At 58.8% G+C, this 25,131-nt stretch carries 22 protein-coding genes; 5 read left to right on the top strand and 17 right to left on the bottom strand.

Translation table 11 applies throughout. From position 1 onward, the window contains the following. Window positions 1-15: 15 nt before the first annotated feature. From ispH to B5F39_RS12315, 4 genes are all read right to left on the bottom strand, one after another. The gene (gene ispH, locus B5F39_RS12300) at window positions 16-849 is read right to left on the bottom strand and encodes a 4-hydroxy-3-methylbut-2-enyl diphosphate reductase (protein WP_087368136.1); all 834 of its coding nucleotides are present in this window, start codon (window positions 847-849) and stop codon (window positions 16-18) included. Continuing rightward, on the bottom strand, window positions 846-1,802 hold the full coding sequence (miaA, locus tag B5F39_RS12305) for a tRNA (adenosine(37)-N6)-dimethylallyltransferase MiaA (RefSeq protein ID WP_087368139.1): 957 nt from the start codon (window positions 1,800-1,802) through the stop codon (window positions 846-848). The genes ispH and miaA overlap by 4 nt, the downstream gene beginning before the upstream one ends. Further along, entirely contained in the window at window positions 1,799-3,544 is a 1,746-nt protein-coding gene (gene mutL / locus B5F39_RS12310; protein WP_087368142.1) for a DNA mismatch repair endonuclease MutL, read from the bottom strand. The genes miaA and mutL overlap by 4 nt, the downstream gene beginning before the upstream one ends. A gap of 80 nt (window positions 3,545-3,624) precedes the next feature. Continuing rightward, complete coding sequence (locus tag B5F39_RS12315) at window positions 3,625-4,641, bottom strand: LysR family transcriptional regulator (protein WP_239391255.1); 1,017 nt, start codon at window positions 4,639-4,641, stop codon at window positions 3,625-3,627. A gap of 89 nt (window positions 4,642-4,730) precedes the next feature. Between B5F39_RS12315 and B5F39_RS12320 the strand changes: the two genes are divergently transcribed. Continuing rightward, entirely contained in the window at window positions 4,731-5,768 is a 1,038-nt protein-coding gene (locus B5F39_RS12320; RefSeq protein WP_087368145.1) for a threonine aldolase family protein, read from the top strand. Window positions 5,769-5,796: 28 nt separating this feature from the next. Next, window positions 5,797-7,038: a dicarboxylate/amino acid:cation symporter gene (locus B5F39_RS12325; RefSeq protein ID WP_087368148.1), complete on the top strand. Its 1,242-nt coding sequence runs from the start codon at window positions 5,797-5,799 to the stop codon at window positions 7,036-7,038. 87 nt (window positions 7,039-7,125) lie between these two features. Here B5F39_RS12325 and mutS read toward each other — a convergent pair whose 3' ends face one another. The 6 genes from mutS to B5F39_RS12355 all read right to left on the bottom strand — a co-directional run bounded on the left by mutS (window position 7,126) and on the right by B5F39_RS12355 (window position 14,692). Then, window positions 7,126-9,687 carry a DNA mismatch repair protein MutS gene (gene mutS, locus B5F39_RS12330; RefSeq protein WP_239391257.1) on the bottom strand — a complete coding sequence of 854 codons (2,562 nt, stop codon included), beginning with the start codon at window positions 9,685-9,687 and terminating at the stop codon, window positions 7,126-7,128. A 26-nt stretch (window positions 9,688-9,713) separates the two neighbouring features. Then, entirely contained in the window at window positions 9,714-10,130 is a 417-nt protein-coding gene (ruvX, locus tag B5F39_RS12335) for a Holliday junction resolvase RuvX (protein WP_087368154.1), read from the bottom strand. Continuing rightward, window positions 10,130-12,781, bottom strand: a complete 2,652-nt coding sequence (gene alaS / locus B5F39_RS12340) for an alanine--tRNA ligase (protein WP_087368157.1) — start codon at window positions 12,779-12,781, stop codon at window positions 10,130-10,132. The genes ruvX and alaS overlap by 1 nt, the downstream gene beginning before the upstream one ends. A gap of 43 nt (window positions 12,782-12,824) precedes the next feature. After that, window positions 12,825-13,409, bottom strand: coding sequence for a hypothetical protein (locus B5F39_RS12345; RefSeq protein ID WP_087368248.1), 585 nt, complete (start codon window positions 13,407-13,409; stop codon window positions 12,825-12,827). Between the two features lie 84 nt (window positions 13,410-13,493). Further along, window positions 13,494-14,387 carry a cysteine synthase A gene (cysK, locus tag B5F39_RS12350; RefSeq protein WP_087368250.1) on the bottom strand — a complete coding sequence of 298 codons (894 nt, stop codon included), beginning with the start codon at window positions 14,385-14,387 and terminating at the stop codon, window positions 13,494-13,496. Window positions 14,388-14,428: 41 nt separating this feature from the next. Further along, window positions 14,429-14,692, bottom strand: a complete 264-nt coding sequence (locus B5F39_RS12355) for a thioredoxin family protein (protein WP_087368159.1) — start codon at window positions 14,690-14,692, stop codon at window positions 14,429-14,431. A gap of 128 nt (window positions 14,693-14,820) precedes the next feature. Here B5F39_RS12355 and B5F39_RS12360 point away from each other — a divergent pair, with 128 nt between their 5' ends. After that, the gene (locus B5F39_RS12360) at window positions 14,821-15,792 is read left to right on the top strand and encodes a formimidoylglutamase (RefSeq protein WP_087368161.1); all 972 of its coding nucleotides are present in this window, start codon (window positions 14,821-14,823) and stop codon (window positions 15,790-15,792) included. A 15-nt stretch (window positions 15,793-15,807) separates the two neighbouring features. Here the strand turns inward: B5F39_RS12360 and B5F39_RS12365 are convergent, their stop codons facing one another. Genes B5F39_RS12365 through B5F39_RS12375 form a run of 3 tightly spaced genes read right to left on the bottom strand, consistent with a single transcriptional unit; the run spans window position 15,808 to window position 17,489 of the window. After that, complete coding sequence (locus B5F39_RS12365; protein ID WP_158096051.1) at window positions 15,808-16,452, bottom strand: hypothetical protein; 645 nt, start codon at window positions 16,450-16,452, stop codon at window positions 15,808-15,810. Further along, the gene (locus B5F39_RS12370; protein ID WP_087368165.1) at window positions 16,433-17,044 is read right to left on the bottom strand and encodes a HutD family protein; all 612 of its coding nucleotides are present in this window, start codon (window positions 17,042-17,044) and stop codon (window positions 16,433-16,435) included. Before B5F39_RS12370 ends, B5F39_RS12365 begins: the two co-directional genes overlap by 20 nt. Beyond that, the gene (locus tag B5F39_RS12375) at window positions 17,016-17,489 is read right to left on the bottom strand and encodes a DUF523 domain-containing protein (protein WP_239391261.1); all 474 of its coding nucleotides are present in this window, start codon (window positions 17,487-17,489) and stop codon (window positions 17,016-17,018) included. The genes B5F39_RS12370 and B5F39_RS12375 overlap by 29 nt, the downstream gene beginning before the upstream one ends. A 428-nt stretch (window positions 17,490-17,917) precedes the next feature. Between B5F39_RS12375 and B5F39_RS12380 the strand changes: the two genes are divergently transcribed. Further along, on the top strand, window positions 17,918-18,469 hold the full coding sequence (locus B5F39_RS12380; RefSeq protein ID WP_239391263.1) for an HdeD family acid-resistance protein: 552 nt from the start codon (window positions 17,918-17,920) through the stop codon (window positions 18,467-18,469). Between the two features lie 88 nt (window positions 18,470-18,557). Here the strand turns inward: B5F39_RS12380 and B5F39_RS12385 are convergent, their stop codons facing one another. Further along, window positions 18,558-18,947: a hypothetical protein gene (locus B5F39_RS12385; protein ID WP_087368171.1), complete on the bottom strand. Its 390-nt coding sequence runs from the start codon at window positions 18,945-18,947 to the stop codon at window positions 18,558-18,560. Further along, complete coding sequence (locus B5F39_RS12390) at window positions 18,944-21,283, bottom strand: S8 family serine peptidase (protein ID WP_087368174.1); 2,340 nt, start codon at window positions 21,281-21,283, stop codon at window positions 18,944-18,946. Before B5F39_RS12390 ends, B5F39_RS12385 begins: the two co-directional genes overlap by 4 nt. 236 nt (window positions 21,284-21,519) lie before the next feature. Here B5F39_RS12390 and B5F39_RS12395 point away from each other — a divergent pair, with 236 nt between their 5' ends. Further along, entirely contained in the window at window positions 21,520-22,479 is a 960-nt protein-coding gene (locus tag B5F39_RS12395; RefSeq protein ID WP_087368176.1) for a LysR family transcriptional regulator, read from the top strand. Between the two features lie 84 nt (window positions 22,480-22,563). Here B5F39_RS12395 and B5F39_RS12400 read toward each other — a convergent pair whose 3' ends face one another. Together B5F39_RS12400 and B5F39_RS12405 are read right to left on the bottom strand one after the other, a co-directional pair. Then, window positions 22,564-23,550, bottom strand: a complete 987-nt coding sequence (locus tag B5F39_RS12400; protein WP_087368178.1) for a tripartite tricarboxylate transporter substrate binding protein — start codon at window positions 23,548-23,550, stop codon at window positions 22,564-22,566. Window positions 23,551-23,615: 65 nt separating this feature from the next. Continuing rightward, a complete protein-coding gene (locus tag B5F39_RS12405; protein ID WP_087368180.1) occupies window positions 23,616-25,124 on the bottom strand; it encodes a tripartite tricarboxylate transporter permease in 1,509 nt (502 codons plus the stop codon). Between the last annotated feature and the right edge of the window lie 7 nt (window positions 25,125-25,131).

A 25,131-nucleotide genomic window follows, 5' to 3' on the forward strand; every position in this document is an offset into this window, starting at 1 on the left:
CCAACATCCTCCTGCTTACATCTTCTCTAATTTTTGAATAAGTTCTTTTATCAGCCAGTCAGGCGTGCTTCCGCCCGCGGCTATCCCTACTCTGCTCTTGTTTTGCAGCCACCTCCCGTCCAGCTCGCCCGCGTGCTCGACCCACAGAGAGGGCACTCCAGAAGCGGAGGCTATCTCCGCAAGCTTGCGCGTGTTGGCGCTGTTTCTTCCACCGAGGACTATTATCCCGTCCGCCTCTTCGGCGAGGCGGCAGACGGACTGCTGGCGAGCCAGCGTAGCCCGGCAGATCGTATTATAAACCTTTATCTCGGGAGACACGGATACGAACGCCGCGACGAGCTCCGAGAACGTCTCGACGCGCTGAGTCGTCTGGCTCAGCAGCCCGCACCTCCGTCCCTTAAGCCCCGGCGGTATATCTTCCGCCGAAGCAAGCACGTGCGCCTCCCCCGACGCATACCCCATGATTCCTTGTACTTCAGGATGCGCCGCGTTTCCTAATATTATCACGATATAGCCCTCTTGTGACAGAGATTTTGCCTTTTCCTGCGCCGTTTTTACAAAAGGGCATGTCCCGTCCACCATCTTCGAGCTTTTGCGCCTCAGCGCGTCGAGCACCTCGGGGCGCACGCCGTGCGCGCGGACGAACGAGACCGCGCCGTCCGGCACCTCCTCCGGCGTTTCCACGACGACGAGCCCCATTTCCTTGAGCCGCGCTATCTCCTGAGGGTTGTGTATCGGGCTGCCGAGCGCGTAGACGCGCGACGACCGGCGCAGTTCCTCCTCGAGCGTCGTTATCGCGCGCTTGACGCCGAAGCAAAGCCCCGTCGGGTCGGCCGTTATGACCTTCATGCGGCGTGCTCCCCGTTCAGATGCGCGAGGCAGAGCGGCACTGCGCGGCGCAGCGCCTCGGCCTTGGAGATCTCGTCGAAGTCGAACCACACCGCGGGCTCGAAGTGCTTGAACCACGTCGTCTGGCGGCGCGAGAAGGCTTTCGTCGAGCGTATGTCGCCCTCTATCGCCTCGAGGAAGGTACAGCGCCCCGCGAGATAGTCCACGAGCTCGCGGTAGCCGAAGCCCTGAAGCGCCGGCAGCGACGGCGAATAGCCGTTGTCGAGAAGCCACTTGACCTCCTCCGGGTAGCCGCTCGCGAACTGCTCCTTGACACGGCGCTCGATATTTTGATAAAGGTTCGCACGCAGCCGCGTCAGGCCGATGTAGAAAATGTCGTATGGAGATTCCATCTTGCGCTGCTCCCTGTACCACCAGCTCGCGGTCTTGCCCGTTATCCTGAAGATTTCAAGCGCGCGCATCGTGCGGACGGGGTCGTTCTGGTGTATCTTCGCCCCGGATTCCGGGTCAATCTCGAGCAGCTCGTCGTGCAGCGCGGCGAGGCCGCGTTCTTCTATCTCCGCGGCAAGCTGCGCGCGCACGGCCTCGTCCTTCGGAAGATCTTCCGAGAGCATGCCGGAGAGCGCGCGGTAGTAAAACGGAGTGCCGCCTATCAACAGAGGCGCGCGCCCACGCGCGATAATGCGCCGCGCCGCGCCGTCGGCGTCCTGCGCGAAGTCGGCGGCGGAATATATCTCGTCGGGGTCGGCTATGTCTATCAGGTGATGGATTATCTCGCGCCGCACCTCGCGCGACACTTTGTCGGTGCCGACGTCGAGATAACGATAGACCTGACGCGAGTCTACGGAAATGACCTCTGCGTTCAGCTCCTTCGCGAGCGACAGACTGAATTCCGTCTTTCCAACGGCTGTCGGCCCTATTATCGCAATTACGGGAATTTTTTCTTTCGTCATCTTTCAAACCAGTCGCGTAATTTATTGTTTTCTATTATGAAGACAGTAGGCCTGCCGTGCGGGCAGGTGTACGGAGTCTCGCAGCGTTCGAGGCGGGCGAGCAGTTCGGCCGCCTCCTCGGGCTCGAAGCGCCGCCCGAGCTTCACGGCGTCGCGGCAGGCGAGCCGCGCCATGCGCCACCACACCTCGCGGTCGCGCTTCGTCTCGTCGCGCTCCGTCTCGATCCCGCGCAGCGCCGAGCGAAGCATATCGACGGGCGAAAGGTGTCCCTTGCCGCGTATCGCCGGCACCGCCGTCACCATTCCGTCCGCAGTCTCAAAACCGAGAGCCGCCAGCTCTTTTTCGTAAAGCGCCGCCTCGGGACGGACGGCGGCCGGAATCTCCATAGGAATGGTAAGTTTCTGCGTCGCGACGTTGTCCCTGAAGTTCTCGCAAATCTCCTCGAAAAGTATCCGCTCGTGCGCCGCGTGCGGGTCCATTATCGCGAGCGCCTCGGGGAAGTCAAATATCAGAAATCCCTCCGCGCTCTGGCCGATGTATCTCTTCCGCGACGCGAAGGCGGCCCCAGTCTGCGGCTCTGACTCATCGGCGGGGAAAAATATGCTCTCGACCGGCGAGGCGACGCGCGAAGCGAACGACGGCGCGGCCTTTTTCGAAACAAGGTTCCACGGCTCGGAGGCCGGCGAAAAATACGCCGGGGCCGCTGGCGCTGGCGGTTCGAAGGATGGCGGCTGTACGCCGCCAAGCGGCATCGACTGGGGCATGACGCCGCCGGCGGTTATCGAATGTCGCTGCGCATATACGGCCTTCGCGTTGTCGTAGACTATTTTGAAAATTTCCTGGCTTCTGCGGAAGCGTATCTCTTCCTTTGTCGGGTGAATGTTCACGTCTACGTCGTGAGGCGGCAGGTCTATCAGCACGGCCCACTCTCCGTAGGCCGCGCCCTCGGCGGCGGTCAGCGCCGCGCGCACCGCCGCGTCCTGCACGCGCCGCCCGTTGACGAAGAGCATCACGACGACGCGGCGCGAATCCGGTATCGGGTTCCACCATACGCGCGCGGAGAGCGGCCCCTGCGAAGAGCCGGAGAAGAATATCTTCGTCTGCTTTCCCCAGCGGCGCTCTATACACTCGTCAATGGAGGAAGCTCCGCCGTATTCGAGGATTTTCCGCCCCTCTTCCTGGACGCGGAATGAAACGTCGGGATGTATAAGCGCGTAGTCGTTGACTATCTGCACTATACGGCGCAGCTCCGCCGAGGAGCTTTTGAGGAATTTGCGCCGCGCGGGAAGGTTGAAGAAAAGATCGTCTATCTGTATCCGCGTCCCCGGCTTCGCGGGAGTCTCGGAATGCAGCGTGATATGACCGGCCTCGCAGCGAAGCAGACCGCCGGCATCAGCGCCGGCGGCGCGGCTGCGTATCTCCATGCGCGATACGGCCGCGACGCTCGCAAGCGCCTCGCCGCGATAGCCGAGAGTTGCGATATGTTCAAGATCTTCTAGCGAGCTTATCTTGCTCGTCGCGTAGCGTTCGACCGCGAGCGGCAGCTCCGCGAAGGCGATGCCGCAGCCGTCGTCCTCGATGACGAACGAGCTCTTGCCGCCCTGCTCGGTGTATATCGAAATGTTCCTTGCCCCGGCGTCGAGCGAGTTCTCGATAAGCTCCTTCGCGACCGAAGAAGGCCGCTCGATAACCTCCCCCGCCGCGATACGTGTTGAAATGTCAGGCGCAAGACGTTTGATCATTAGAAATAGGTGAAGACTCCTTTAAGACATCCATTGTTATATTGTACCCGATTCGGAGAATTTTGTCCCTATCCGGCAGATTATTCAGCAGATAAGCCGTCATCCAGCATCATCTCCATAAATTTCTTCATGGCAAACGTGAAATAAGCGCCCCTCCGATAGCTTATATATGTGTTTCGAACAACATAGTCGCTCTTGATTTTGTAAAAACAGACGCCTCCTGCTGCATCGTCATGCTCAACAAGCCTGTTGCTGAGAATGGTTGCTCCAACGCCCATTTTAGTAAAATTATAAGATACTGACGACTGCTCCATTTCAAGCGATACGACAGGTGAGAATTTGCTTTCATGAAACAACAGGTTGACGCACTCGCGCAAATAATTCGCGTTGGAAAGCAGTATAAACGGGATTTCCTTAAATTCGCTCAGCAGAACCTGCTTGTCATCGCCAACCCCGAAAATTCCGTCTCCAAGCTCGCCGTTTCGCAGGCGCTTCGAGCACAAAGACTCGTTGATTTCAAACGACGACGGCACGGCCAATATCAAACTTTCCCTGTCGCACACCTTCTGCTCATATATATGAGAATCATAGCGTCTGTTGGTAATCACAAAATCAAGCTCGCCCGAATCGAGTCCATATTTGTTGTGCAGCGTGTTCATCTCTACAATGCTGAGGCTAATATTCGGATATAATTTATGAAACTCAGCTATCTTCCGAGGAACGGCATAATCTACCCCGAAGTTATGCCCGCCTATCGCAAGAGTGCCGTTTTGAAGAGACTGAGCGTCATTTAGGAATTGACCGATCCCGCACTCCAGTCGGCGTATTTGTTCCACGGCGTGGATGTATTCGACGCCTAGCGGCGTCAGCGACAACGGGTTAGATTTCCTATTAAACAGCGGAGCGCCGAGACGTTCTTCCTCCTTTTTCACCATGAGGCTGAGCGTCGACTGCGAAATAAACAGCTTATCCGCAGCTTTAGTAAAACTTTTCTCCTTGTGCACGGCGTAAACATATTCTCTGTATTCGAACACATGCAATCCCCCGCATAAGATTTCGTCAATCATATGATTATTGATATTTATCAATGTAAACATTTTATAATTTATATTTGATTATATCAATTCTCTGCGCTTTAATATAGTAAAGGAATCGTTCTTATCAAAACTATTAAGGAGGCAACGGCATGATTGATTTGAGAAGCGACACTCTGACACTGCCGGGCAGGGAGATGCTGGAGACCATTTTAACGGCGCCGTTAGGAGACTCCGGACGTCTCGACGCAGAAGGAAGAGGCGGTGATCCAACCGTCAACAGACTCGAAGAAATTGTTTGTGAAGCGACAGGCAAGGAACGCTCCCTCCTGCTGCCGTCCGGAACGATGGGAAACACAGTGTCACTGCTGACACACTGCGAGCCGAAGGATAAGGTTCTTATTGATACCATGCAGCACCTTTACAGAACTGAGAAGGTCTGCTTCGAGTCTCGTTTCGGTCAGCTAGAGCCGGTTTTCTACAATTTAACGCCAGGCGGCTATCCTAACGTCGATGAGATGGAATGCGCATTGAAGACTAACGACATTAAGCTTATATGTGTCGAAAACACCCACAACGGCGCAGGCGGCACCTTTATACCTCTGGACGTGCTGAAAAAGGTGCGGAATCTTGCCGACCGCTTCGGAGTCCCGGTTCACATGGACGGAGCAAGGCTGTTCAACGCCTCTACGGCTTCTGGGATCTCAGTCAAGGAGATATGCTCTTACGCCGATACGGTTATGTTCTGTCTCTCGAAGGGCCTCGGCGCCCCAATCGGTTCGATGCTTTGCGGAAGCAGAGATTTTATCATTAAAGCAGCCCAGACGAGAAAGCTTATGGGCGGCGGCATGAGGCAGGCCGGCGTGTTCGCAACCTGCGGGATTTACGCGCTTAAGCATCAGGTCAAAGACCTGGCCGAGGACCACAGGAGGGCAAAGCAGTGCCTAGAGCTTCTGAAGGGCATGAAAAACATCCGCGTTCCTAAGGAGATACAGACCAACATCATAATCCTAGACGTCGCCGGAAGCGGAAAGACGGCCGCAGACGTCGTTGAAGAGATAAAACGGCGCGGCGTTTGGCTGAGCGTTTCAAGCGAAACGCACGCGCGTATCGTATTCAGCAGGAACAACACTGACTCTCAGGTTTCGGAGGCAGCTTCGATTATCAGAGAGTATGATTCTTCACTGTAAACTATAAACTGCAAAGGAGTGTTAAAATATGTCATCTGCTCCAGCTAAAAAGAAGCTTAACGGCGTGTATTTAAACATCGGAGCCATCGTTTTCGGCGCCATCATCGGACTCTTACTGGGCGAGGCAGCATGCGAGCTGAAATTCGTAGGTACTATATGGCTTAATTGCATCAAGCTTATTATGATACCGCTGGTTCTCTGCATGGTCGTCATCTCAATAGGGAGCCAACAGGATCTGTCAAGCCTCGGCCGCGTCGCTACAAGAATTATCGCGTACTATATGGCGACCACTGTGATGGCTATCGTAATCGGACTTGCAGTTGCCTTCATCTTTAAACCAGGCGTAGGCTTCAGCGTGGCGATTGAAGGGGCTCAGGAAGCGGTCAAGACAGTATCGCTTAGTGTTCAAGACTTTTTTACAAGTCTGTTCCCGTCGAATTTATTCAAGGCTTTAAGCACCGACGATGTTCTGGGGACGCTCGTCGTCGGAATAATGTTCGGCATAGCCATTGTAAAAATCAAAGACACCGGCAAGAAACAGAAAGTTCTAGGCTGCTTCGAATCGCTTAATATCCTAATCAATGAATACCTCCGCATGGTAATCAATCTTTCGCCGATCGGCGTTCTATGCCTTATGGCGGATTCCTTTGGGAGGTACGGGCTTTCCGTATTCACGACTATGGCGAAATTTTTCGGGACGTTTTACGTCGGCCTCGCCGTTCAGGTGCTCTTAGTGTACGGCCTTTCGCTGCTCGTATTCGCGCACATGAATATTTTTAAATTTCTCCGCGATGCGACTCCGGTATGGTCGTTCACTATAGCTACATGCTCAAGCACCGCGAATATTCCAAACAGCATAAAAACGGCGCGCGAGGTATTCAAAGTTCCCGACAGTATTTCAAATTTTTCAATACCGCTCGGTGCAACGCTCAATTATGACGGCCTCTGCATGGCTTTCAGCTGCGTCCTAATTACAGTCGCACAGATGAACGGTATTGTGTTCGGAACCGGAACGCTGATACATATCATACTAGTCGCGCTTCTGCTCTCAAGCTGCGGCAGCGGCATACCAGGCGGCGGTGTAGTGAAGATTATGATGATTCTCGGTACGTTTGGACTTCCGACAGAGTTCGCCGGACTGCTCGCCGGGTTCTATAGGTTCTTCGACATGGGAATTACGACGGTCAACTGCCTCGGCGACCTCGTAGGCACCGTCTGCGTAGCAAGAGCCGAGGAACGCAGGAATAAACGTCTAGGCGTCAGTCAGTAAGTGCAATATTATTCGCTGTAACGCAAAGAGGCCGTTTTGCACAACATGCAGAACGGGCCTCTTATTTTTACACAGGATGCCGGCAGGTTATTTGAACCCCAGCACCTTCCTGCTCTCCTCGCGCAGCCGCATCACGAGCTCGAGCGCGGCGAGCGGCGTCATGTTGTTCGGGTCGCAGGCCGCGAGTTCTTCAAGTATCGCCTCCTGGCGGACGTCGAAGAGCGTGAGCTGGTTCTGCGACGCGTTTTTTACGTTCTCGTTGCGAGCTTCGCCTTTTTCTTCAAACTGCGCGAGAAGCTCCTGCGAGCGGCGCAGCACTGCGGACGGAACGCCCGCGAGGCGCGCGACCTCTATGCCGTAAGAGCGGTCGGACGGCGCTTCGATTATCTTGTGGAGGAAGACTATGCGTCCGGCGCTCTCGTCCACGCCCATGCTCAGGTTTACGATGCCGGGCAGAAGGTCGGCGAGCTGCGTCAGCTCGTGGTAGTGCGTCGCGAAAAGGACGCGCGGCTGCGCGTGTTCCTGTCCCTGTAAAAATTCTACGACCGACCACGCTATGCTGAGGCCGTCGTATGTGGAGGTGCCGCGGCCTACTTCGTCGAGGATTATCAGGCTTCTGTCGGTCGCGTGGCGCAGTATGTTCGCAGTCTCTACCATTTCGACCATGAAGGTGCTTTGTCCGCGCGCGAGCTCGTCGCGCGCGCCGATGCGCGTGAATACGCGGTCTACGAGGCCGATCTTCGCGCTCTCGGCCGGGACGAAGGAGCCCATGTGCGCCATTATCGCAATGAGCGCCGCTGTGCGCAGGTATGTTGACTTCCCCGCCATGTTCGGGCCGGTTATCAGCGCTATGCGACGCCCGTTTTCCGCACTGAAATTAAAGTCGTTCGGTGTGAAAGGATTTTTGCCGAGCGTCACTTCGATGACTGGATGGCGCGCGTTCTTGACGATGAAGTCTTTGCTCATGTCGAGCGCCGGGCGCGTGTAGCCGCGCTCTGCTGCGACGGAGGCGAGCGACAGCAGCACGTCGAGCGTCGAGATGAAGTTCGCCGTGAGCTGCACGGCCCGCGACTCTTTCAGTATCTCGTCCACAAGCCCCGCGTAGATGCGCTCTTCTATCGCGAGTATTTCGCTTTCGGCTCGGAACATGTCGCGTTCGAAGCGTTTGAGCTCTTCCGTGATGAAGCGTTCGGCGTTGACGAGCGTCTGCTTGCGCACGTAGTCCATCGGCGCTCTCAAGGCTGCGGACTTAGGTATTTCTATGTAGTAGCCGAAGACTTTGTTGACCCCCGCTTTAAGGTTTTTTATTCCTGTGCGCTCGCGTTCGGTCTCTTCGAATTTCGCGAGCCACTCTGACGAGTGCGCGGCCTTGTCGCGCCATTCGTCAAGCTCCGCGTCGAAGCCCGCCCTTATCACGCCGCCGTCGCGCACGAATCGCGGAACGTCGTCCGCGACCGCAGCTTTGAGAAGAGAGGCGAGGCTTTCCGCCATATCGCCGGGCACTATGCGCGCGAGCGCCGGATAGCCAGAGACGAGAGCTGCAAGTTCGGGCACTGCGTTCAGCGTCGTACCGACGGACTGCACGTCGCTCGGAAGCCCCATTTTAAGCGTGAGGCGCGAGAGCGATTTGCCCATGTCGCGGCAGCGCGAGAGGAGCTCCGCAAGCTTCGCGCGGAGCGGCGCATCGCCAACGATGGTCTCTATCATGTCTTGGCGGCGCGATATTTCGTCGAGATCCTGGAGCGGCGAGGTTATCCATTCTTTAAGCATGCGCCGCCCCATCGGCGTGCGGCAGCGGTTGAGCACGCCGAAGAGCGTGGCGCCGCTTTTGTCCGCGAGCTCGAGGTTCGCCTGCGTGCTCTGGTCGAGGACGAGGTTTTCTTTCGGCAGCATCGGTATCAGAGAGGATATATTGCCGGCCTTGGAGAACTGCGTCTCTTCGAGGTATTTCACCGCAGCGGCGGCGGCTCCTGCGGCCAGGTCCCTGTCGTCGAGCCCCATCGAAGAGAGCGTCGCGATCTGCCATTTGCGGCAGAGCCACGCCGCGCCCTGCTCCACGGCGAAATATCCTTTATCGCATTCCGTTACGCTGACTCCGCGCATGACCAGACCGGGGCAGTTCTTTTCAAAAAGTTCCCGCTGTCCTCGCCGGATCAGTATTTCGTCCGGCATGAAGGCTGTCAGCGCCGCCGTGCCGCCGTCAGATGCAAACGTCCCGGCGCGCAGCGTACCGCTCGCCGGTTCGAGAAGCGCGACGGCGGTCTGCTTTCCGTCGAACAGGCATGCCGCTATTCTGCCGCCCTCGTCGGAATTCTCCGGCAGCCACGTGCCGGGCGTGACTATGCGAGTGACCTCGCGTTCAACGAGTCCTTTGCCGTCCGGCTCCGTCATCTGTTCGCATATAGCGACGCGGTAGCCCGCGGCAACAAGGCGTCCGAGGTACGAGTCGACAGAGTGGAACGGCACTCCCGCCATCGGTATCCTGTATTCGGTTTCTTTTGAACGCGATGTAAGCGCTATGTCCAGAACGGACGACGCCGTCTTCGCGTCGTCGAAGAACATTTCATAAAAATCTCCCATGCGGAAGAAGAGCAGGCAGTCAGGGTAGGCTTCTTTCCATTCGACGTACTGCTCCAGCATGGGAGTCATTTTCACTCCTGGCGGCAGTTCCAAATTCAGATGTTCCTTCCGCTGTCTAGATAGCTTTGAAGCAGGAGCGTGGCGGCTATCTTATCGACTTTCTTTTTTCTGCCGCTGCGCGAGACGTCGGCCTCCAGAAGCGCCTGCTGAGCTATCGTGGTGGTGAAGCGCTCGTCCCAAAAGCGTATCTCGCATTCGGGGAAACGCTCCTTTATCTTGTCGGCCGTCGCGCGCATACGCTCAGCCTCCGGCCCCTCGCTTCCGTCGGTGCGGCGCGGCATTCCTACCAGAATTATAGGGCCGCCGTACTGCGAGACTATTTCTGAGAGCTCGGAGAGCCAGTCGCCGCGCGCGTTCAAAACGGCGGCCCCCTGGGCGAATACGCCCAAGGGGTCGCTGACCGCAACTCCGATTCTGACGCTTCCTATATCGAGAGCTACGATTCTCCGCATTATTTTCCTTTTGTCATAAGCTCCTCGAATATTTTCGGTGCCGCCGCGAAGGCTTTGTCGAGCTTGTCGGCGCTCGGCGCTCCGCCCTGCGCGAGGGTCGGGCGTCCGCCGCCCTTGCCTCCGAGCTCGGCCGCGACCGCTTTCAGCAGCGCGCCGGCGTTGGCTCCAAGCTTGACGATGTTGTCGGAGGCCATCGCGGTCAGCGCGACGTTGCCTTCCGAGCCTACGCCGGCGAGCAGCATCATCGCGTTCGGGTATTTATTGCGTATCCTGTCGCCTATCTGGCGAAGCAGGTCGGGCGTGATGTTGTCGAACTTTTCGGCGATGAAGTCGACGCCGTTCACCGACGCGACCGGTTTGACGCTGTTCTCTATCTCGGACATCGCGGCCTTGACCTGGAGCTCTCGGTTCTTGCGTTCGAGCACCTTCTTCTCGTCTACCATCGCTCCGACCCTGTCCATAAGCGAATCAAGGTCGCCGCCGACCATGGTGACGAGAGACATGACCGCCGTGCCGTAGGCCTGGAATAGCGGCAGGGCCTGCGTGCCGGCGACTGCGGTTATACGGCGGATGCCGGAGCCGATGCCCTCCTCGCGGATTATCTTGACCAGGCCGATTTCGCCGGTGTTCTTGACGTGCGTGCCGCCGCAGAGCTCGGTGGAGAAGTCGGAGATCCCCAGCACGCGCACCTCGTCTCCGTACTTTTCGTCGAACAGGGCGCGAGCGCCGGTCTTCTTCGCCTCTTCTATAGGCATGACCCGCGTCGTGACCGGGCTGTTCTTCAGCACCTGCTCGTAGACGATGCGCTCCGCCTCGCGCAGCTCGTCGAGGCTGACGGGCGCGAAGTGGTTGAAGTCGAAGCGAAGGAACGTCGGCGTAACGAGCGAACCGGCCTGGCGGACGTGTTTGCCGAGGACGCGCGCGAGCGCCTCGTGCAGGAGGTGCGTCGCGGTGTGGTGGCGCTGTATGTCGGCGCGGCGCGCGGCGTCGATCTCCGCCGTCACGCGGGCGCCCGTTTTTATCGAGCCTTTCACGACTTTGCCTTTATGTACGATGAGATCTGCGACTGGATATACCGTGTCGGAAACCTCGAAGACGGCTCCGTCCGCGGTAATCGTTCCGGTGTCGCCTACCTGTCCGCCCTTTTCGCCGTAGAACGGCGTGTTCGACAGAACTAGCTCCGCCTCTTCGCCCTCCGACGCGCTTTCGGCGAGCGCGCCGTTCATTATGACCGCCTTGACATCCGCCTCGCACTTTGTCTCGGTGTAGCCGCAGAACGGCGACGGCGCTATCTTGTCGGCGAGCTCGGTGTAGACGTTCTTGGAAATCACGCTGCTCGTCTGCTTGCTCGAGGCGCGCGCCCTCTCGCGCTGCTCCTCCATAGCGGCCTCGAAGCCGTCCTTGTCCACGGTGATGCCGCGCTCGCCGCACATCTCCTCCGTAAGCTCGAGCGGAAAGCCGAAGGTGTCGTAAAGCACGAAAGCCACGTCTCCGGGCAGCTCTTTTCCGCCGGCGGCCTCGACCTTCGCTATCTCGCTGTCCATGAGGTCGCTGCCCTGCGCGAGAGTGCGCGAGAAGCGTTCTTCTTCGGTGCTGAGCACCTGCTCTATGGCTGAGGCCTGCTCCACCAGCTCGTGGTACTCGTCGCCTATCGACTCGCGTACGACGGGAAGGAGCTCGGTGAGGAACGGCCTGTCGATACCCAGCAGCCTGCCGTAGCGCACGCAGCGCCTGATGAGGCGGCGGAGCACGTAGCCGCCGCCCTCGTTGGTCGGGAGTATGCCGTCGGCTATCATGAAGGCCGAGGCGCGGATATGGTCGGAGATGACCTTGACCGCCATGTCTTTCTTCGGGTCTTCGCCGTATTTTACGCCGACGAGCTCGCAGGCCTTGTCCATAATGGGACGGAAGAGGTCCGTTTCAAAGTCGTTCGGCACGCGCTGGACGACGGAGGCAAGGCGCTCCAGCCCCATGCCGGTGTCTATGTTCTTGTGCGGGAGCGGCGTGAGGTTGCCGTTCTCGTCGCGGTTGTACTGCATGAAGACGAGGTTCCATATCTCGAGGTAGCGGTCGCAGTCGCATCCGACCGTGCAGGTAGGCTTGCCGCACGAGAACTCCGGCCCCTGGTCGTAGATTATCTCAGAGCACGGCCCGCACGGCCCGACGGGGCCGGCCGCCCAGAAGTTGTCGTCCTCGCCGAGGCGGAATATCCTGTCGGCGGGGATGCCGACCTTGTTGTGCCAGATGTCGAAAGCTTCGTCGTCGTCAAGATAAATGGTGACGTAGAGGCGCTCGGGCTCTAGGCCGACGCGCTCGGTCAGGAACTCCCACGCCCACGGGATGACCTCGTTCTTGAAATAATCGCCGAAGCTGAAGTTGCCCAGCATTTCGAAGAAGGTGTGGTGGCGCGCAGTGCGGCCGACGTTCTCTATGTCGTTCGTGCGCACGCACTTCTGCGACGTAGTCGCCCTCGTCACCTCAGGAGTCTTGAGCCCGAGAAAATACGGCTTGAAAGGCACCATGCCCGCTATAGTAAAAAGAAGAGTCGGGTCGTCAGGCACCAGCGAAAAACTATGATAGCGCTTGCAGCCCTTCTCTTCGAAAAAGTTCAGAAAAAGTTCTCTTAATTCCTTCCCGCTCCTGCGTTCCATAAAACAGCCCCCATTGATATTCAAACTAACGATATATTATAAACTATTTGTTTTGAAAATGCGCGCCGAAATAAACCGGGCGCCCCGGCGCGGCGGCCCCGCGGCACTCGTAGACGAAGGCCGGCGGAATGTTCATCATCACGAAGCGAACGTCCACATTGCCGAAGATTTTTTCAAACGCGCCCTTCATGTGCAGCGAATACTGAAAGGCTACGAATATACCGTCCGGCGCCAGGCAGCGCGATATGCCGTCGACGACGGCGCCGGTCACCTCGCGCGGCAGCACGGTGAACGGCAGGCTGGAGACTATGAGGTCGGCCTTGTCTATGCCGCGCGCGCTCATCACTTCGGGAAGCCTGCGCGCGTCGTCGTATATCTCGAGTCCAGTTTCTCTGCTCAGCATGTCGCGCAGCTCTTTTTCTATCTCGAATACCAGCAGCTCGCTCCCTGGGGCCATGCGGTCGATTATAGCCCGCGTCATGACACCCGTGCCGGCGCCTAGCTCCGCTATCCTCGCCGCGCGTTTCCAGTCCACGTTGCACAGCATGGAGTCGACCAGCTGCGGCGAACTCGGCGTCACGCTTCCTATCGTGCGCGGCTCGGTCACGAATTTCTTTATGAATATCATCTTATCCTTTAGATTTTTATCGACCTGCACCTGAGGCGCACCCCACTTTGAATTTTATGAATAGAGGCCGAATCCGCGCGGCGCTCAGCGCGCGAAGACGCTCAGATATTTGTCGCCCCTGTCCGGCTGCACTGTGACGACGGCGCTGTCCTCGGGCAGAGAGGCCGCTGCTTTCAGCGCAGCGAAGACGTTCGCTCCCGTCGATATGCCGCTGAAAAGCCCCTCTTCCGAGGCGAGGGCGCGCGCCGTATCTACAGCGTCGCCGTCGCTCACGGTCATAAATTCGTCGATTTCGTCAACGGCGAGGCAGGCCGGGACGAAATTCGCGCCGATGCCTTGTATCGCGTGCTGGCCGGAGCGCCCCTGCGTGACGAGCGGGCTCGACGCCGGTTCGACCGCGACGACGCGCACGTCTGGGAATTTCTTCCGCAGAGCGCGTCCCACGCCCGTGACGGTGCCGCCTGTGCCGAACGACGCGACGAAGGCTGCGATTTTTTTACCTTCGGGAAGCTGCGCGAGTATCTCAGGCCCCGTGGTGAGCTCGTGCGCGAGCGGGTTGCCGGGGTTCGAGAACTGGTCGAGCATTACGGCGTCGGGGTTTTCAGCTAAAATTTCGCGAGCACGCTCGACGGCGGCGGCCATGCCTCCCTCCGCCGGCGTCAGCTCGAGCCTCGCGCCGAAGGCGGCGAGTACGGCGCGGCGCTCGACGGACATCGACTCAGGCATCGTAAGCACGACCGAGAGACCGAGCGCGCGTCCTAGAAGCGCCAGCCCGATTCCCGTGTTTCCGCTCGTCGGCTCTACGACGACGCTCCTTTCCGTGAGCGTCCCGTTTTTCTGCGCCTCGCGAAGCATCCCCCACGCGGCGCGGTCTTTTATCGAGCCTCCGGGGTTTCCGCCTTCGAGCTTTATCCACACCTCGGCCCCGCCGCTTCCTCGCTTCAGGCGGTACAGAGGCGTATTGCCGACGAGCCGCATTATTTCGAGGCTGTCTATATCCCTAAGCAAGGCCGGTTCTCCTATCCGTTGTACGCGGCGGCGAAGACCTTCGCCACGTTCTCCTCCGTCGGAACGCCCTCGGCCATCTTCTCATCGCCTACGAAAAAGCACGGGACGTAGTAATAGTCGTAGTTGTCGGCGGTGGCGGGGTCCTTTTTCTCGTCTATCTTCGTGAAAGGCACTTCCTTGTATTCGGGATGCGCGGCCAAGAGCGACGCTATCATTTCGTCGGCGCGTTTGCAGTGCGGGCAGCCCTCGAACATGAACATCTTGATTTCTTTCATTTTACGTCATTCCCTTCGATAGATTTCAGTTGTCTATTATATCCCGAACGCGCGATATAAGGAATGTTGCGCAAGGCCCCGCTCGGGGATAAAATCTGTTGAAGCTTTTAAGCTGGGAGGAATCGCGTATGGCATATAAGATAAACGCGGCGGCGAGAGACCTGTTCTACAGCCGGAACGATCCGAAGGACCGCCGCCTCGGCGAGCTGATAGGGCGCGCCGCGATAGAGGAAGTGACGGACGGCACGGTGGCGATAATAGGCGTGCCGGAGGACCGGGGCATAACGGCGAACAAGGGGCGCGCCGGCGCGGCGGCGGGGCCGGACGATATACGCCGCAGGCTATACAAGCTCACGCCGGGATTCAACTCAGACTTCATGAAGCTGCGCATCATAGACGCCGGAAACATAGACACGAAGGGGCTGACTCTGGCCGAGGTACACGAGGCCGAGACTGAGGCGGTCGCGGGGATAGTTTCGCGCGGCGGCATACCGATAGTGCTCGGCGGAGGGCACGACCTGACGTATCCCGGAGTAGCGGGGCTCGTCAAGGGCGCGGAGATCGGACGCGGCGGCATGGGGCTGATCAACGTGGACGCCCACCTCGACGTTCGCAGCGACGAGAACGGGATAAACAGCGGAACGTCCTTCTACCGTGCGCTGACGCAGCTTCCGAACGGCGCGCTCTCGGGCGACGCCTTCGTAGAGTTCGGCATTCAGGAGCAATACAATTCGCCCTACTATTACAACTGGGTTCTCGAGCAGGGCGGGCACGTCGTCACGCTGCGCGAGGTCTCGGAGCGCGTCATGGAATTCTTCCTGCAGGCGCTCAACGCGGCCGGAAAGAACGGGCGCAGGATAGCGGTCTCGCTCGACATAGACGCCGTGCGCAGCACCGAGGCCCCCGGCGCTTCCGCCAGCAACCCCAGCGGCCTCAAAGCTCCGGAGCTGGACAAGATAGCCTATCTCGCGGGGCGCAGCGTAAAGGTAAGGTATCTGGACGTCATGGAGGTGTCGCCGCCGCTCGACGAGGATCATCGCACGGCGGCGCTCGCGGCCTCAGCCCTCTTCTCGTTCTTCAGAGGGCTCTGCGAGAGATAAAACTTTTCACTGACGCTAGGGCCGAAGCTCCATCAAAAGCGCTTCGGCCGTTTTCATGTCCAGGGCGAAGCCGCCTTGAACCTCGGACGAGAGGCCGATGCCGAGCCAGTGAGGCACCGGCGAGGAATATGCAAGCTCGAGCGCGGGAGGCGCCGGCAGAAGTCCGTTCCACCGCTCCGAGACGGCGAGCGCGGAGGCCAGCGCTGCAAAAGGTTCGTCAGGTATAGGACGGAAGGTCAGCGCGCCGAACGAGTTCCACATATTGACGAGGCCGAGCTCCATAAAATCCGGCGAGCCGGAGAAAAACGGCGCTCCGAACTCGGCCTCCGCGAAAGCGGCGAAATCCCTGGCGCCGGACAATCCGCCTCCGGTGAAGAGCCGCGCCGCCTCCGCGACGAATGCGCGCCGCCCGGCGAAAGCGCAGCGGAAGCCGACAAACGCGGGAATTTCCTGCAATCCGCGGCGGACCGTGAAGAACGCCTCGACTCCGATATTTTCGCCGCCGAAAGCGCCGAACCATTCCTCAAACGCGCAGCCGTCTTCTCCGCGCGAGAGCGCGGCGCACTCCTCCCAGCGCGACTCCGGGGCGAACTGCAGCTTCGTAACCGCGCCGCGCAAAAGGCGTGACGCGCGCAGAGGGCTAGCGCCAGACCTCGGCATATACGGCGGGCACGCCTTCACCGTCATGGCTCAGCGATATACGCGCCTCGCCCTCCGCAGCCGGCGAATATGAGAAAAGCAGAAAATCCCCCTTGTTAAGCAGGGCCTCGCGCTCCTCGCCGCCCGCTGAGCATTTCACGGCGAGACCGTCGCAGAGTGCGTATATCCCGCGCCAGTATTCCGAAGCTCCGCGCGCAGCTCCGGCTGCGCAGCAGCAGCCGTCCGTGCAGGCCGCCATCGCGCCGCCGTATCCGGCGGCGGTCATAAGATTGAAATCCACGCACCGCCCTACCGACACGGTCTCCCAACCGCCATCGAACTCGTCCGCCTCGGAGAGCGGCGTCATTTCGAGCGTGCGCGTCCCCTCGTGCGTAACCGTTATCCCGCCTTCGAGTATCATCAGCAGACGGCGTATGCCAGGAAGCGGAGTAAATACGGACTTTTCGTCCTCGACCACAGCCGTGCTTATGCGCCAGTCGAAACGCCTTGCGCCGTAGTCGGCCCCCTCGGGCCATATCGCGAGCTGCGTCGTCACGCCGCCGCTCCATCTGCTGCGGGACAGTTCATTGCTGCGCGTCACGGTTACTTTCATTCTTGAACTCCTCCGTTTCAAACAATCCGTCTATAGTCTCCTCGCTGAACACTTTCACGCCGTCCGCCATAAGAAGCGCCGCAGCAAGCCCCGCGCCCGGCACGACCCTGCCGCTGAAGCTGCCGTCGTAGACGGACGACGAACCGCACGACGGGCTCCGCTCCTTCAGCACGGCGCAGCGGCAGCCGGCGCGGCGAGCCGCCTCGAGCGTCCGGCGCGCTCCGAGCTCGAACTTCTCCGTCAGATCGCGCCCGTCGCGTCCGAACACGCGCCCGCCGGAAATTTCGCTCGGTTCGCGCGGAGACTCCAGACCTCCGAGCTTCTCCGGGCAGACGGGCACAAGCTCGTGCTCATCCGCGAGAGCAGAGACGCGCGCGTCCGGCTTCGCGCCGCCGTCGTAGCGGCATTTGACGCCCAGCAGGCATGCGCTCACCAAAATTTTCACAGAAACATCCCTCCCGATGCGCAGCCTTCGTAATATGCGTAAAGCATAGCACCGAGGGGCGCTTTCGCCCAGACGCCGGTAAATACGCCCGATTACGCTCCGCGCGCCGCAGCGCTGAGAATAACCGCGGCGCTGCGGGAAGCCGGAAACGCGCGTCACGGCTCCGTACATTCCCGCTTCCTCCGTGTCGTGCAATACATGGAGCAAAATTTTACTTTTCCTCAAATTACAGATACAGACACTAAATTTTTGAAAATTTACAAATGTTAATAAAATGCCGTATGTTTTATACTATATCTATAAACTATGCTTTGTGTTATACTCACAGCACCCGGGAGCTCCCGGCTGCGCGGACGGACCGCGTACGACTGGCGGCCTTTATGAAAAGGCGCGCCGCACGATAAAAGGAGATAATATATATGTTATTCATGGGAAGATGTTCAAAAGAAGATTTCGCGAAAAACAAGAGACGGTTCTATCTCGTCGGGGCGATAATGCTCGTCCTCGGCTTCGTCTCGCTGTCGATGCCGCTGCTCGCGTCGTTCGCCGTCGAGACGATGATCGGCTGTCTGCTGATCGCCGCCGGCCTCGGCAGCGCCTTCGGCGCGTTCGGCGCGGTGCGCTCCGGAGACAGCCCGTGGCAGCAGGCCTTTATGGCAGTCATATCCATCGCGGCGGGCGTAATTTTCCTGACGCATCCGCTCGCCGGGGTGATGACTTTGAGCATGCTGCTCTCGGCGTATTTCCTCATCGACGGCGTGACGAAGGTCGTCGAGTACTTCCGCATACGCGAGATAGGCGGTTCGCTCTGGATACTGCTCTCCGGACTGCTCGGAGTAGCGCTCGCCTTCATGATGTGGAACAACGTCATAACTGGCGCTTCAATGATAGGCATAATGCTCGGAGTGGACCTCGTATTCAGCGGCGTCAGCTTCATCCTGCTCGGCCGCGGCTGCTCGAACATTTCAAAGAGAATATGACGCACGGAAACAAGGCAAACGATACTGAAAAAGCGGCGCGTTCGCGCCGCTTTTTTATTTCCTTTTTATTCCTTTGGAAAGAACAGCTCTAGTACGCCTTCGTTTTGTGCGGCTTCGGCAGGCTCATAATGTAATTTGGCGAAGCTCCGGCCACGCGCGGGTCTTTTTTCAGGCGCGCAAGAAGCTCTTCAGTTTCCATCTCTGAGCGGAAGGTCGCAGTCACGCACTCCGAGCTTTCATAGACGGGCGAGATATATACCGGCTCGGCCCCCGCGTCAGCCGCCACCTCGCGGCAGTACGCGGCGAAGAGGGCGCGCCGGTCATCCGATCTCCGTATTTCGTCAGGCACGCGGAGAAGGACTACGGCCTCGCCGTGGACGGACCTCGGCTTTCCGGCGCGAGAGGGCTGGGCGGCGCAGGCGGCGCACACGGCGAGTACGAGCGCAGCCGCAAGCAGAGCCGCAGCTGCTCTCGTCATTCGCCCGTCCGCCGCGCGCGCTTCCTCAGCGTGCGCGCGCAGCCCCACGCGAGCGGCGCAAGCAGCAGCGCCGCGGCGCCTGCGCCGGATGAACAGCCGCCACCGCCGTGCCGCGTCGTATCGCCGGCGCTTTCTCGCTCGTAGCGCACTATGGCGGCCGGGTCTGTTATCTTTCCGGCATCTCCGTCAAGGTCATATTCGCCGCCGTCCTTTATGTACAGAACGAGAAGGTACTTCTTTTCGGCGCTGAATGTGCCGGAGAATGCGGAGCCGTCAGCCTCGAATATATCGTACGAGCCGTCGGCCGCTTCCCCGCCCGCGCATCGCGCGTAGCCGAGGGCGCTGCCGTCTGGCTTCACCTTACAGACAGCGATGTCGGATATCCCGTTTCCGCCGCCGAACACGTCGCCGGAAACCGAGAAAGCCACGGCACCGAGCCCGCCGGCAAGCTCTTCGCTCTCTGCGCTGAACACAGGAAACAGCGACACGCCGAACACATTACGCTCGCCGCCGAGCGACTCTACTGCCCCTTCAACCGTATCAGAAGCGAGATAAAGCCCTCCGTCCTCTTCAACGACATCGACGCCGGCAAACGCCTGCGGCAGCTCGTCTCTGCAGGCGACGAACTCTGCGGTCAGCGCGACGGCCCCCTCCTGAACCTTTTCGCCGGGCTCTGTCGGTTTCACATCGGTTTCTATCATCATGCCGCTCTTCCACGCGCCGTATGCGTCGAGCAGCCCGTAGGCCGAATAGCCGTCCTTAAGCACGGAGCCGTCCGCTCCGTCCAGTATCATCTGCTTTATCTCGCCCGCGCTCCTGTCCGGGAATATGGAGCACAGCAGCGCCGCGACGCCGGAGACGAACGGAGTCGCCATCGAGGTGCCGCTGTCGAAACAATAGCCGGTCGAGTCGTATGTCGCACCGTAGCCGAAGAGGCTGCTGAAACGGCATGTGCTGAGTATGTTTGACCCTGGGGCGAAAATGTCCACGTAACGCCCGGACGGGCTGTAGTTCGAGAAATAGGACATGGAGCCGTCAGAATCGCTGGCCCCTACGGTGATCGAGTTGTCAAAGCGGAACATCGCCGGCGTGTTTATCTGTCCCGTATAATCCTCTCTATCAATGCCGCTGTAGCCCGGGGCGTCCAGATCGACGCCCTCGTTCCCCGCGGCGATGCAGAGGAGTATCCCAGCGTCGCTCAGCTTCTTGAGCGCCGCCTCGTACGGAGACATGATGTCTGATAAGGGGTCGTTCCAACTTCCGAGCGACATATTCGCGACGCGTATATTGACGCCGGCCTCCTTGGCTGCGATGATAAAGTCGACGGCGCGCATCTGGTCGGATATCAGCGAACCGTCACTCAGCGAACCTTCGTCCTCATAAACAGAAAAAACATTTACTGCGAGCAGCTTCACCTTCCAGTTGACGCCGGAGACGCCGGTCCCGTTATTGCCTACAGCTCCTATGATGCCGGCGACGTGCGTACCGTGGCCGGAGACGTCTCCGACGGCGCGCATCTCGTCCGTATCCTCGGAATAAATGTCTTCGGCTGCGGCGCCGTCCGTGTCTCCAGGCCCCACAGGCACTGCGATGAACTGGTAAAGATTTTCCCCGCCGTCATCTTCGTCGTCTTCCACATACGTGTGGAACCACGCGCCGTGGCTGCCGAAAAACGCCTCCGGGCTGAACTCCTCGTCCGCGGACATATTCGCCGCGATCCTCTCAAGAAGCGCCGCGTCGTCAAACGTATACATATTATCGGCAAGGTCCGGATGGTCGTATATTATGCCCGTGTCTATCACGGCTACGACGACATCATTGGACTCAGAGCCTGTGCCGTGCGTCCAAACGGACGGCATGTTGATGCGCGTGAGCCCCCATTGTTCTCTGTAGCGCTCATCGTTCGGGCATCTCTCACTGGCCGCCGAAACCCGCACTATATAATTAGGCATGACGGAAACGACGTTAGGGTTGGCGCGCAGCCTCTCTATAAAAGCGTCCGTGCTTTCATCCGCGGTACTCCTGACGCGCGCGAGAGCGTATGTCTCTCCGTCCTTCGCCGTTTTCGCGGACGAAACGCCGGGTTTTCCGCCGCCCGGCGCGGAAACCGTGACGGGACGGAAATTCTGCACTACTTCGGCTCCGAGCTCCCCTGCCAGAGCCTCCGCGGCGCTCGGCGAAGCGCTCTTCGCGGACGCGGCGTTTGACTGCGCGGCGGTCTGACGCAGCATTACTATGGCTTCGCCCTCGACGCAGCGCGGAAGCTCCGCGAAAGCCGCAGAAACAGGCAGCAGTACGACGGCCGCCAGCAGTGTAAGAACATTTCTGATTCTCATATAGACACCTCTCACTCCATGCTCTCCTATATACCGAAAGTTATTTTTATTATACACGAAGTTTATTCTCAAGAATATATCTTTGAATCCCTTATCGGCCCGCTCTCTTGACGCGGCGTGCGAAGACGTCTATAGTGTCGGTGGTTGTATGCGGAAGCCGGCGGCATATTTTTGTAATTCATTGCCAGCCCGGGTTCAATTTCTGCCGCGCGCTCCGCCGGCCGGGAGGCAAAAGCTTGGATATAACTTCCTTACATTATTTCAGAGAGCTCACGAAAGACTTCAACATGACGAAGACGGCGGGACGCCTGTACATATCGCCGCAGACGCTGAGCAACCATATACAGCGGCTGGAGAAATACTACGGGACGCCGCTGTTCACGAGAAAGCCGGCGCTGGCGCTCACTCTCGCCGGAGAGTTCGTGCTGTCGTTCGCGCAGACTATGGAGCACGAGAACGCGAAGCTGCGCGACATTCTGTCGGATATCAGCCAGTCGGAGCGCGGACTGATACGCTTCGGCACATCGGTGTCGCGTGGGAAGTACCTGATGTCCAGTATCGTTCCGAGGTTTTACGCGCGCTATCCGAAAGTCAAGGTAGAGTTCCACGACGGCGACACGCCGAGGCTTGAGGCACTCGTCCACGACGGCGACCTGGACTTCGCCGTGACGCTGGACGGCGCGAGCACCATCGAGCTGAAGCGCCGCAAGGTCTTCGACGACCAGGTGTACCTCTGCGTGCCCGACGCGCTGCTTGTTGAAAAATACGGAGAAGAGGCCGGGGATATAAAAAAGCGTTCCGAGGCAGGCGCGAAGATGCAGGACTTCCTCCGCCTGCCGTTTTCCATAATGTATAACCGGCTCGGCGAGCTGATGAGCGACTTCTTCATGCAGGAGGGCTGCGCGCCGGACGTGTGCTTTACCGGGACGCGCACATATCAGCCGCTCGAGCTAGCCAGCGCCGGCATCGCAGCGTGCTACGGCACTCATATGTGCATGCTTGAAAACATGGACGCGATAGGCTCTGGAGTAAACATCTTCCCGCTCGTAGACAAGCAGGGCAGATACGTCTACCAATCGCTCTCATTTGTATGGAATAAAGGATGGAAGCTGTCGAGCCACGCAAAATATTTTATGGAGCTTTTGACAGCCGAGACCGGCGAGCTGAAAAAATCTTCTCTGACGCGAATTATATAGCGGGCCTCTCTGCGGCCACCGGACATAAAAAAGCCGTCCGCGCGGCACAAACGCGGACGGCGCAGTCACCTTGAACGCCGGTCGTTAATCAAGCTCCCAACCGAAATATTTCGGCCCGATTTCTTTGAGCTCCTGCTCGGTTCTGTCGAGGTATTCCGTGTAGGCTTTGGCATCCATTATTTCGACGGCGATGCCCTGTCCGGCGAGCGCCTTCTGGAGCTCGGGGTTCTGGAATGCCTTCGTCAGCGCGTCTATTAGTACGGCCTGCTTTTCAGCGGGGACTTTGACGCTCGTCGCGATGCCGCGTCCGCTGAAGTTGACTATCTCGACTCCGCACTCTTCTTTTATCGTCGGAATGTCGGGGTTCTGCGGGACGCGTTTCGACGCAGCCACGGCGAGGACTTTGACCTGTCCGGCCTTAAGAGGCGCGGTCGTTTCGCTGATGTCTATGCTGCAGATGTCGCTGTGTTTGCCGTAGAGGTTCGTCAGCGACTCGGAAGCGCCGTTGGTCGCGAGGTGTACGAACTGCGCGCCTTCGATGGAGTTCAGCTTCGCGATGAGCATACCGTCAGAGCCCGCTCCAGCCGTACCGGAGATGAGGATTTCGTTGTTCTTGCTGTACTCGACGAGCTCCTTAAATGTCTTGAAGCGGGTCTCGTCGGGGCGGCAGCAGATGACTTGGTAGTCGTTGGCGAAGTTGATGAGCGGCGCAAAGTCACGGTAGGTGTTGGTGCGTCCGGTCTCAGGGTTGACATATCCAGAGATGACCGCGGGGCACGAGAGCATTCCTATCGTCTGTCCGTCCGGGGCCGCGTTGAGGATGGCGTCGTATCCGATCCAGCCGCCGCCGCCAGGGATGTTAGTTACCGTCACAGGTACGCCGAGAATCTTCTCAAGTTCGGGCGCGAGCATACGGGCGCAGATGTCGTTGGCTCCGCCGGGTCCGTAGGCTACGATGAAGTTGATAGGACCGTCGGGGAATTTCGCGTCGGCCGCCATAGCCTGTCCGCCCGCCAGGAAGAGCGCCGCTACGAGCGCGAGCGCAAACGCTTTGAAACCGCAATTTCTCATTACTCTCTACCTCCTGTATTTTTACCGCGCGGGGAATCCGCGCGGCGGCTTACAACAAAAGTTTTCTATATCTCGGACTCTTCGTCGCCGAGCTTTTCCTTTACCTTGGCCTGCGCGACGACGCCGGTGATCAGCGAGAGGGCGACGACAGCAAGAAGAACGACGCATATCGGGCGCGTGAATATCCTCAGCATATCGCCGCGGAACATCGTCATAGACTGGTCGATCGCGAGCTCGAGGTTGTCGCCGAGTATGAAGGTCAGAATCAGCGGAACCATCGGGAATCCCGCCATCTTCATGAAGTATCCGACGAAGCCGGCGACGATGAGCACGCCGATGTCGAATATGCTGTAGTTGACGCTGTAGACGCCGAGCAGGCAGACGATGACTATTATCGGGAAGAGAAGCCCGCCTGGGACTTTAGATATCTGCGCCCATACGTTGGCGAGCGGCAAGTTCATAATGACGAGCAGAAGGTTGCCTAAGAACATGCTCGCGATGACGGGCCAGACTATCTCGGGATGCTCTGAGAAGAGCGTCGGCCCAGGCGCTACGCCGTGCATGATGAAGGCTCCCATGAGCATCGCCATAGCGGGAGAGGTCGGGATGCCGAGCGTGAACATCGGTATCAGCGAGCCGCCGCAGAAGGCGTTGTTCGCCGTCTCCGGCCCCGCGACGCCCTCGATGACGCCCGTGCCGAACTTCTCGGGGTGCTTCGAAATCTTCTTTTCAAGCGAGTAGCTCATTACGGTAGGAATCGAAGAACCGCAGCCCGGTATCAGCCCCATGAAGAAGCCGAGGAAGCTTCCGCGCAGTATGGACTTGATGACTATCGGCCACTCGTCGCGGTGCGGCAGCATGCTGTCGATCTTCGCGACGCTGTGCTTCACCGTCATATCCTGCGCGAAGTTCGAGAATATTTCGGTAAGCGCGTATGCTCCCATCGTAACTGCGATAAATTCGATGCCGCTGATGAGGTTCGTATTGCCGAAGGCGTAGCGTATAGTGCCGTTGAACGGGTCTACGCCAATCGTCGATATGACTAGGCCGAATACGGCGGACATAAGCCCCATGACGACCGAACGCCCGAGAAGGCATATAACGAGCGAGAGGCCCATCAGTATCAGGCAGAGGAACTCAGGCGGGCCGAACTTCAGCGCCTGGCTAGCGATGAGCGGGCCGAATAAAATGAGGCCGAAGAGCGCGATGAGGCCGCCGATGAAGGAACCTATCGCCGCGACGCCGAGCGCCGCTCCCGCGCGCCCCTTCTGGCTCAGCGGGTATCCGTCAAGGCACGTTATGACGGAGGCCGTCTCGCCGGGCGTATTGATAAGCACGGAGGTTATCGTTCCGCCGTACATGGCTCCGTAGTATATACCGGCGAGCATGATTATCGACTCCGTCGGCGTCATCGCGAACGTCAGCGGCAGAAGTATCGCAGTACCGGCGGTTGGCCCGAGGCCCGGAAGCACTCCGACGAGCATTCCGAAGACGACGCCTATCGTGCAGTACAGAATGTTGAATCCGCTTCCTACGCTGATAAATCCGTCAATAAGATATGATAGATTTTCCATGTGTCGT

The sequence above is a fragment of the Cloacibacillus sp. An23 genome (genome assembly GCF_002159945.1).
GTDB lineage: Bacteria > Synergistota > Synergistia > Synergistales > Synergistaceae > Caccocola.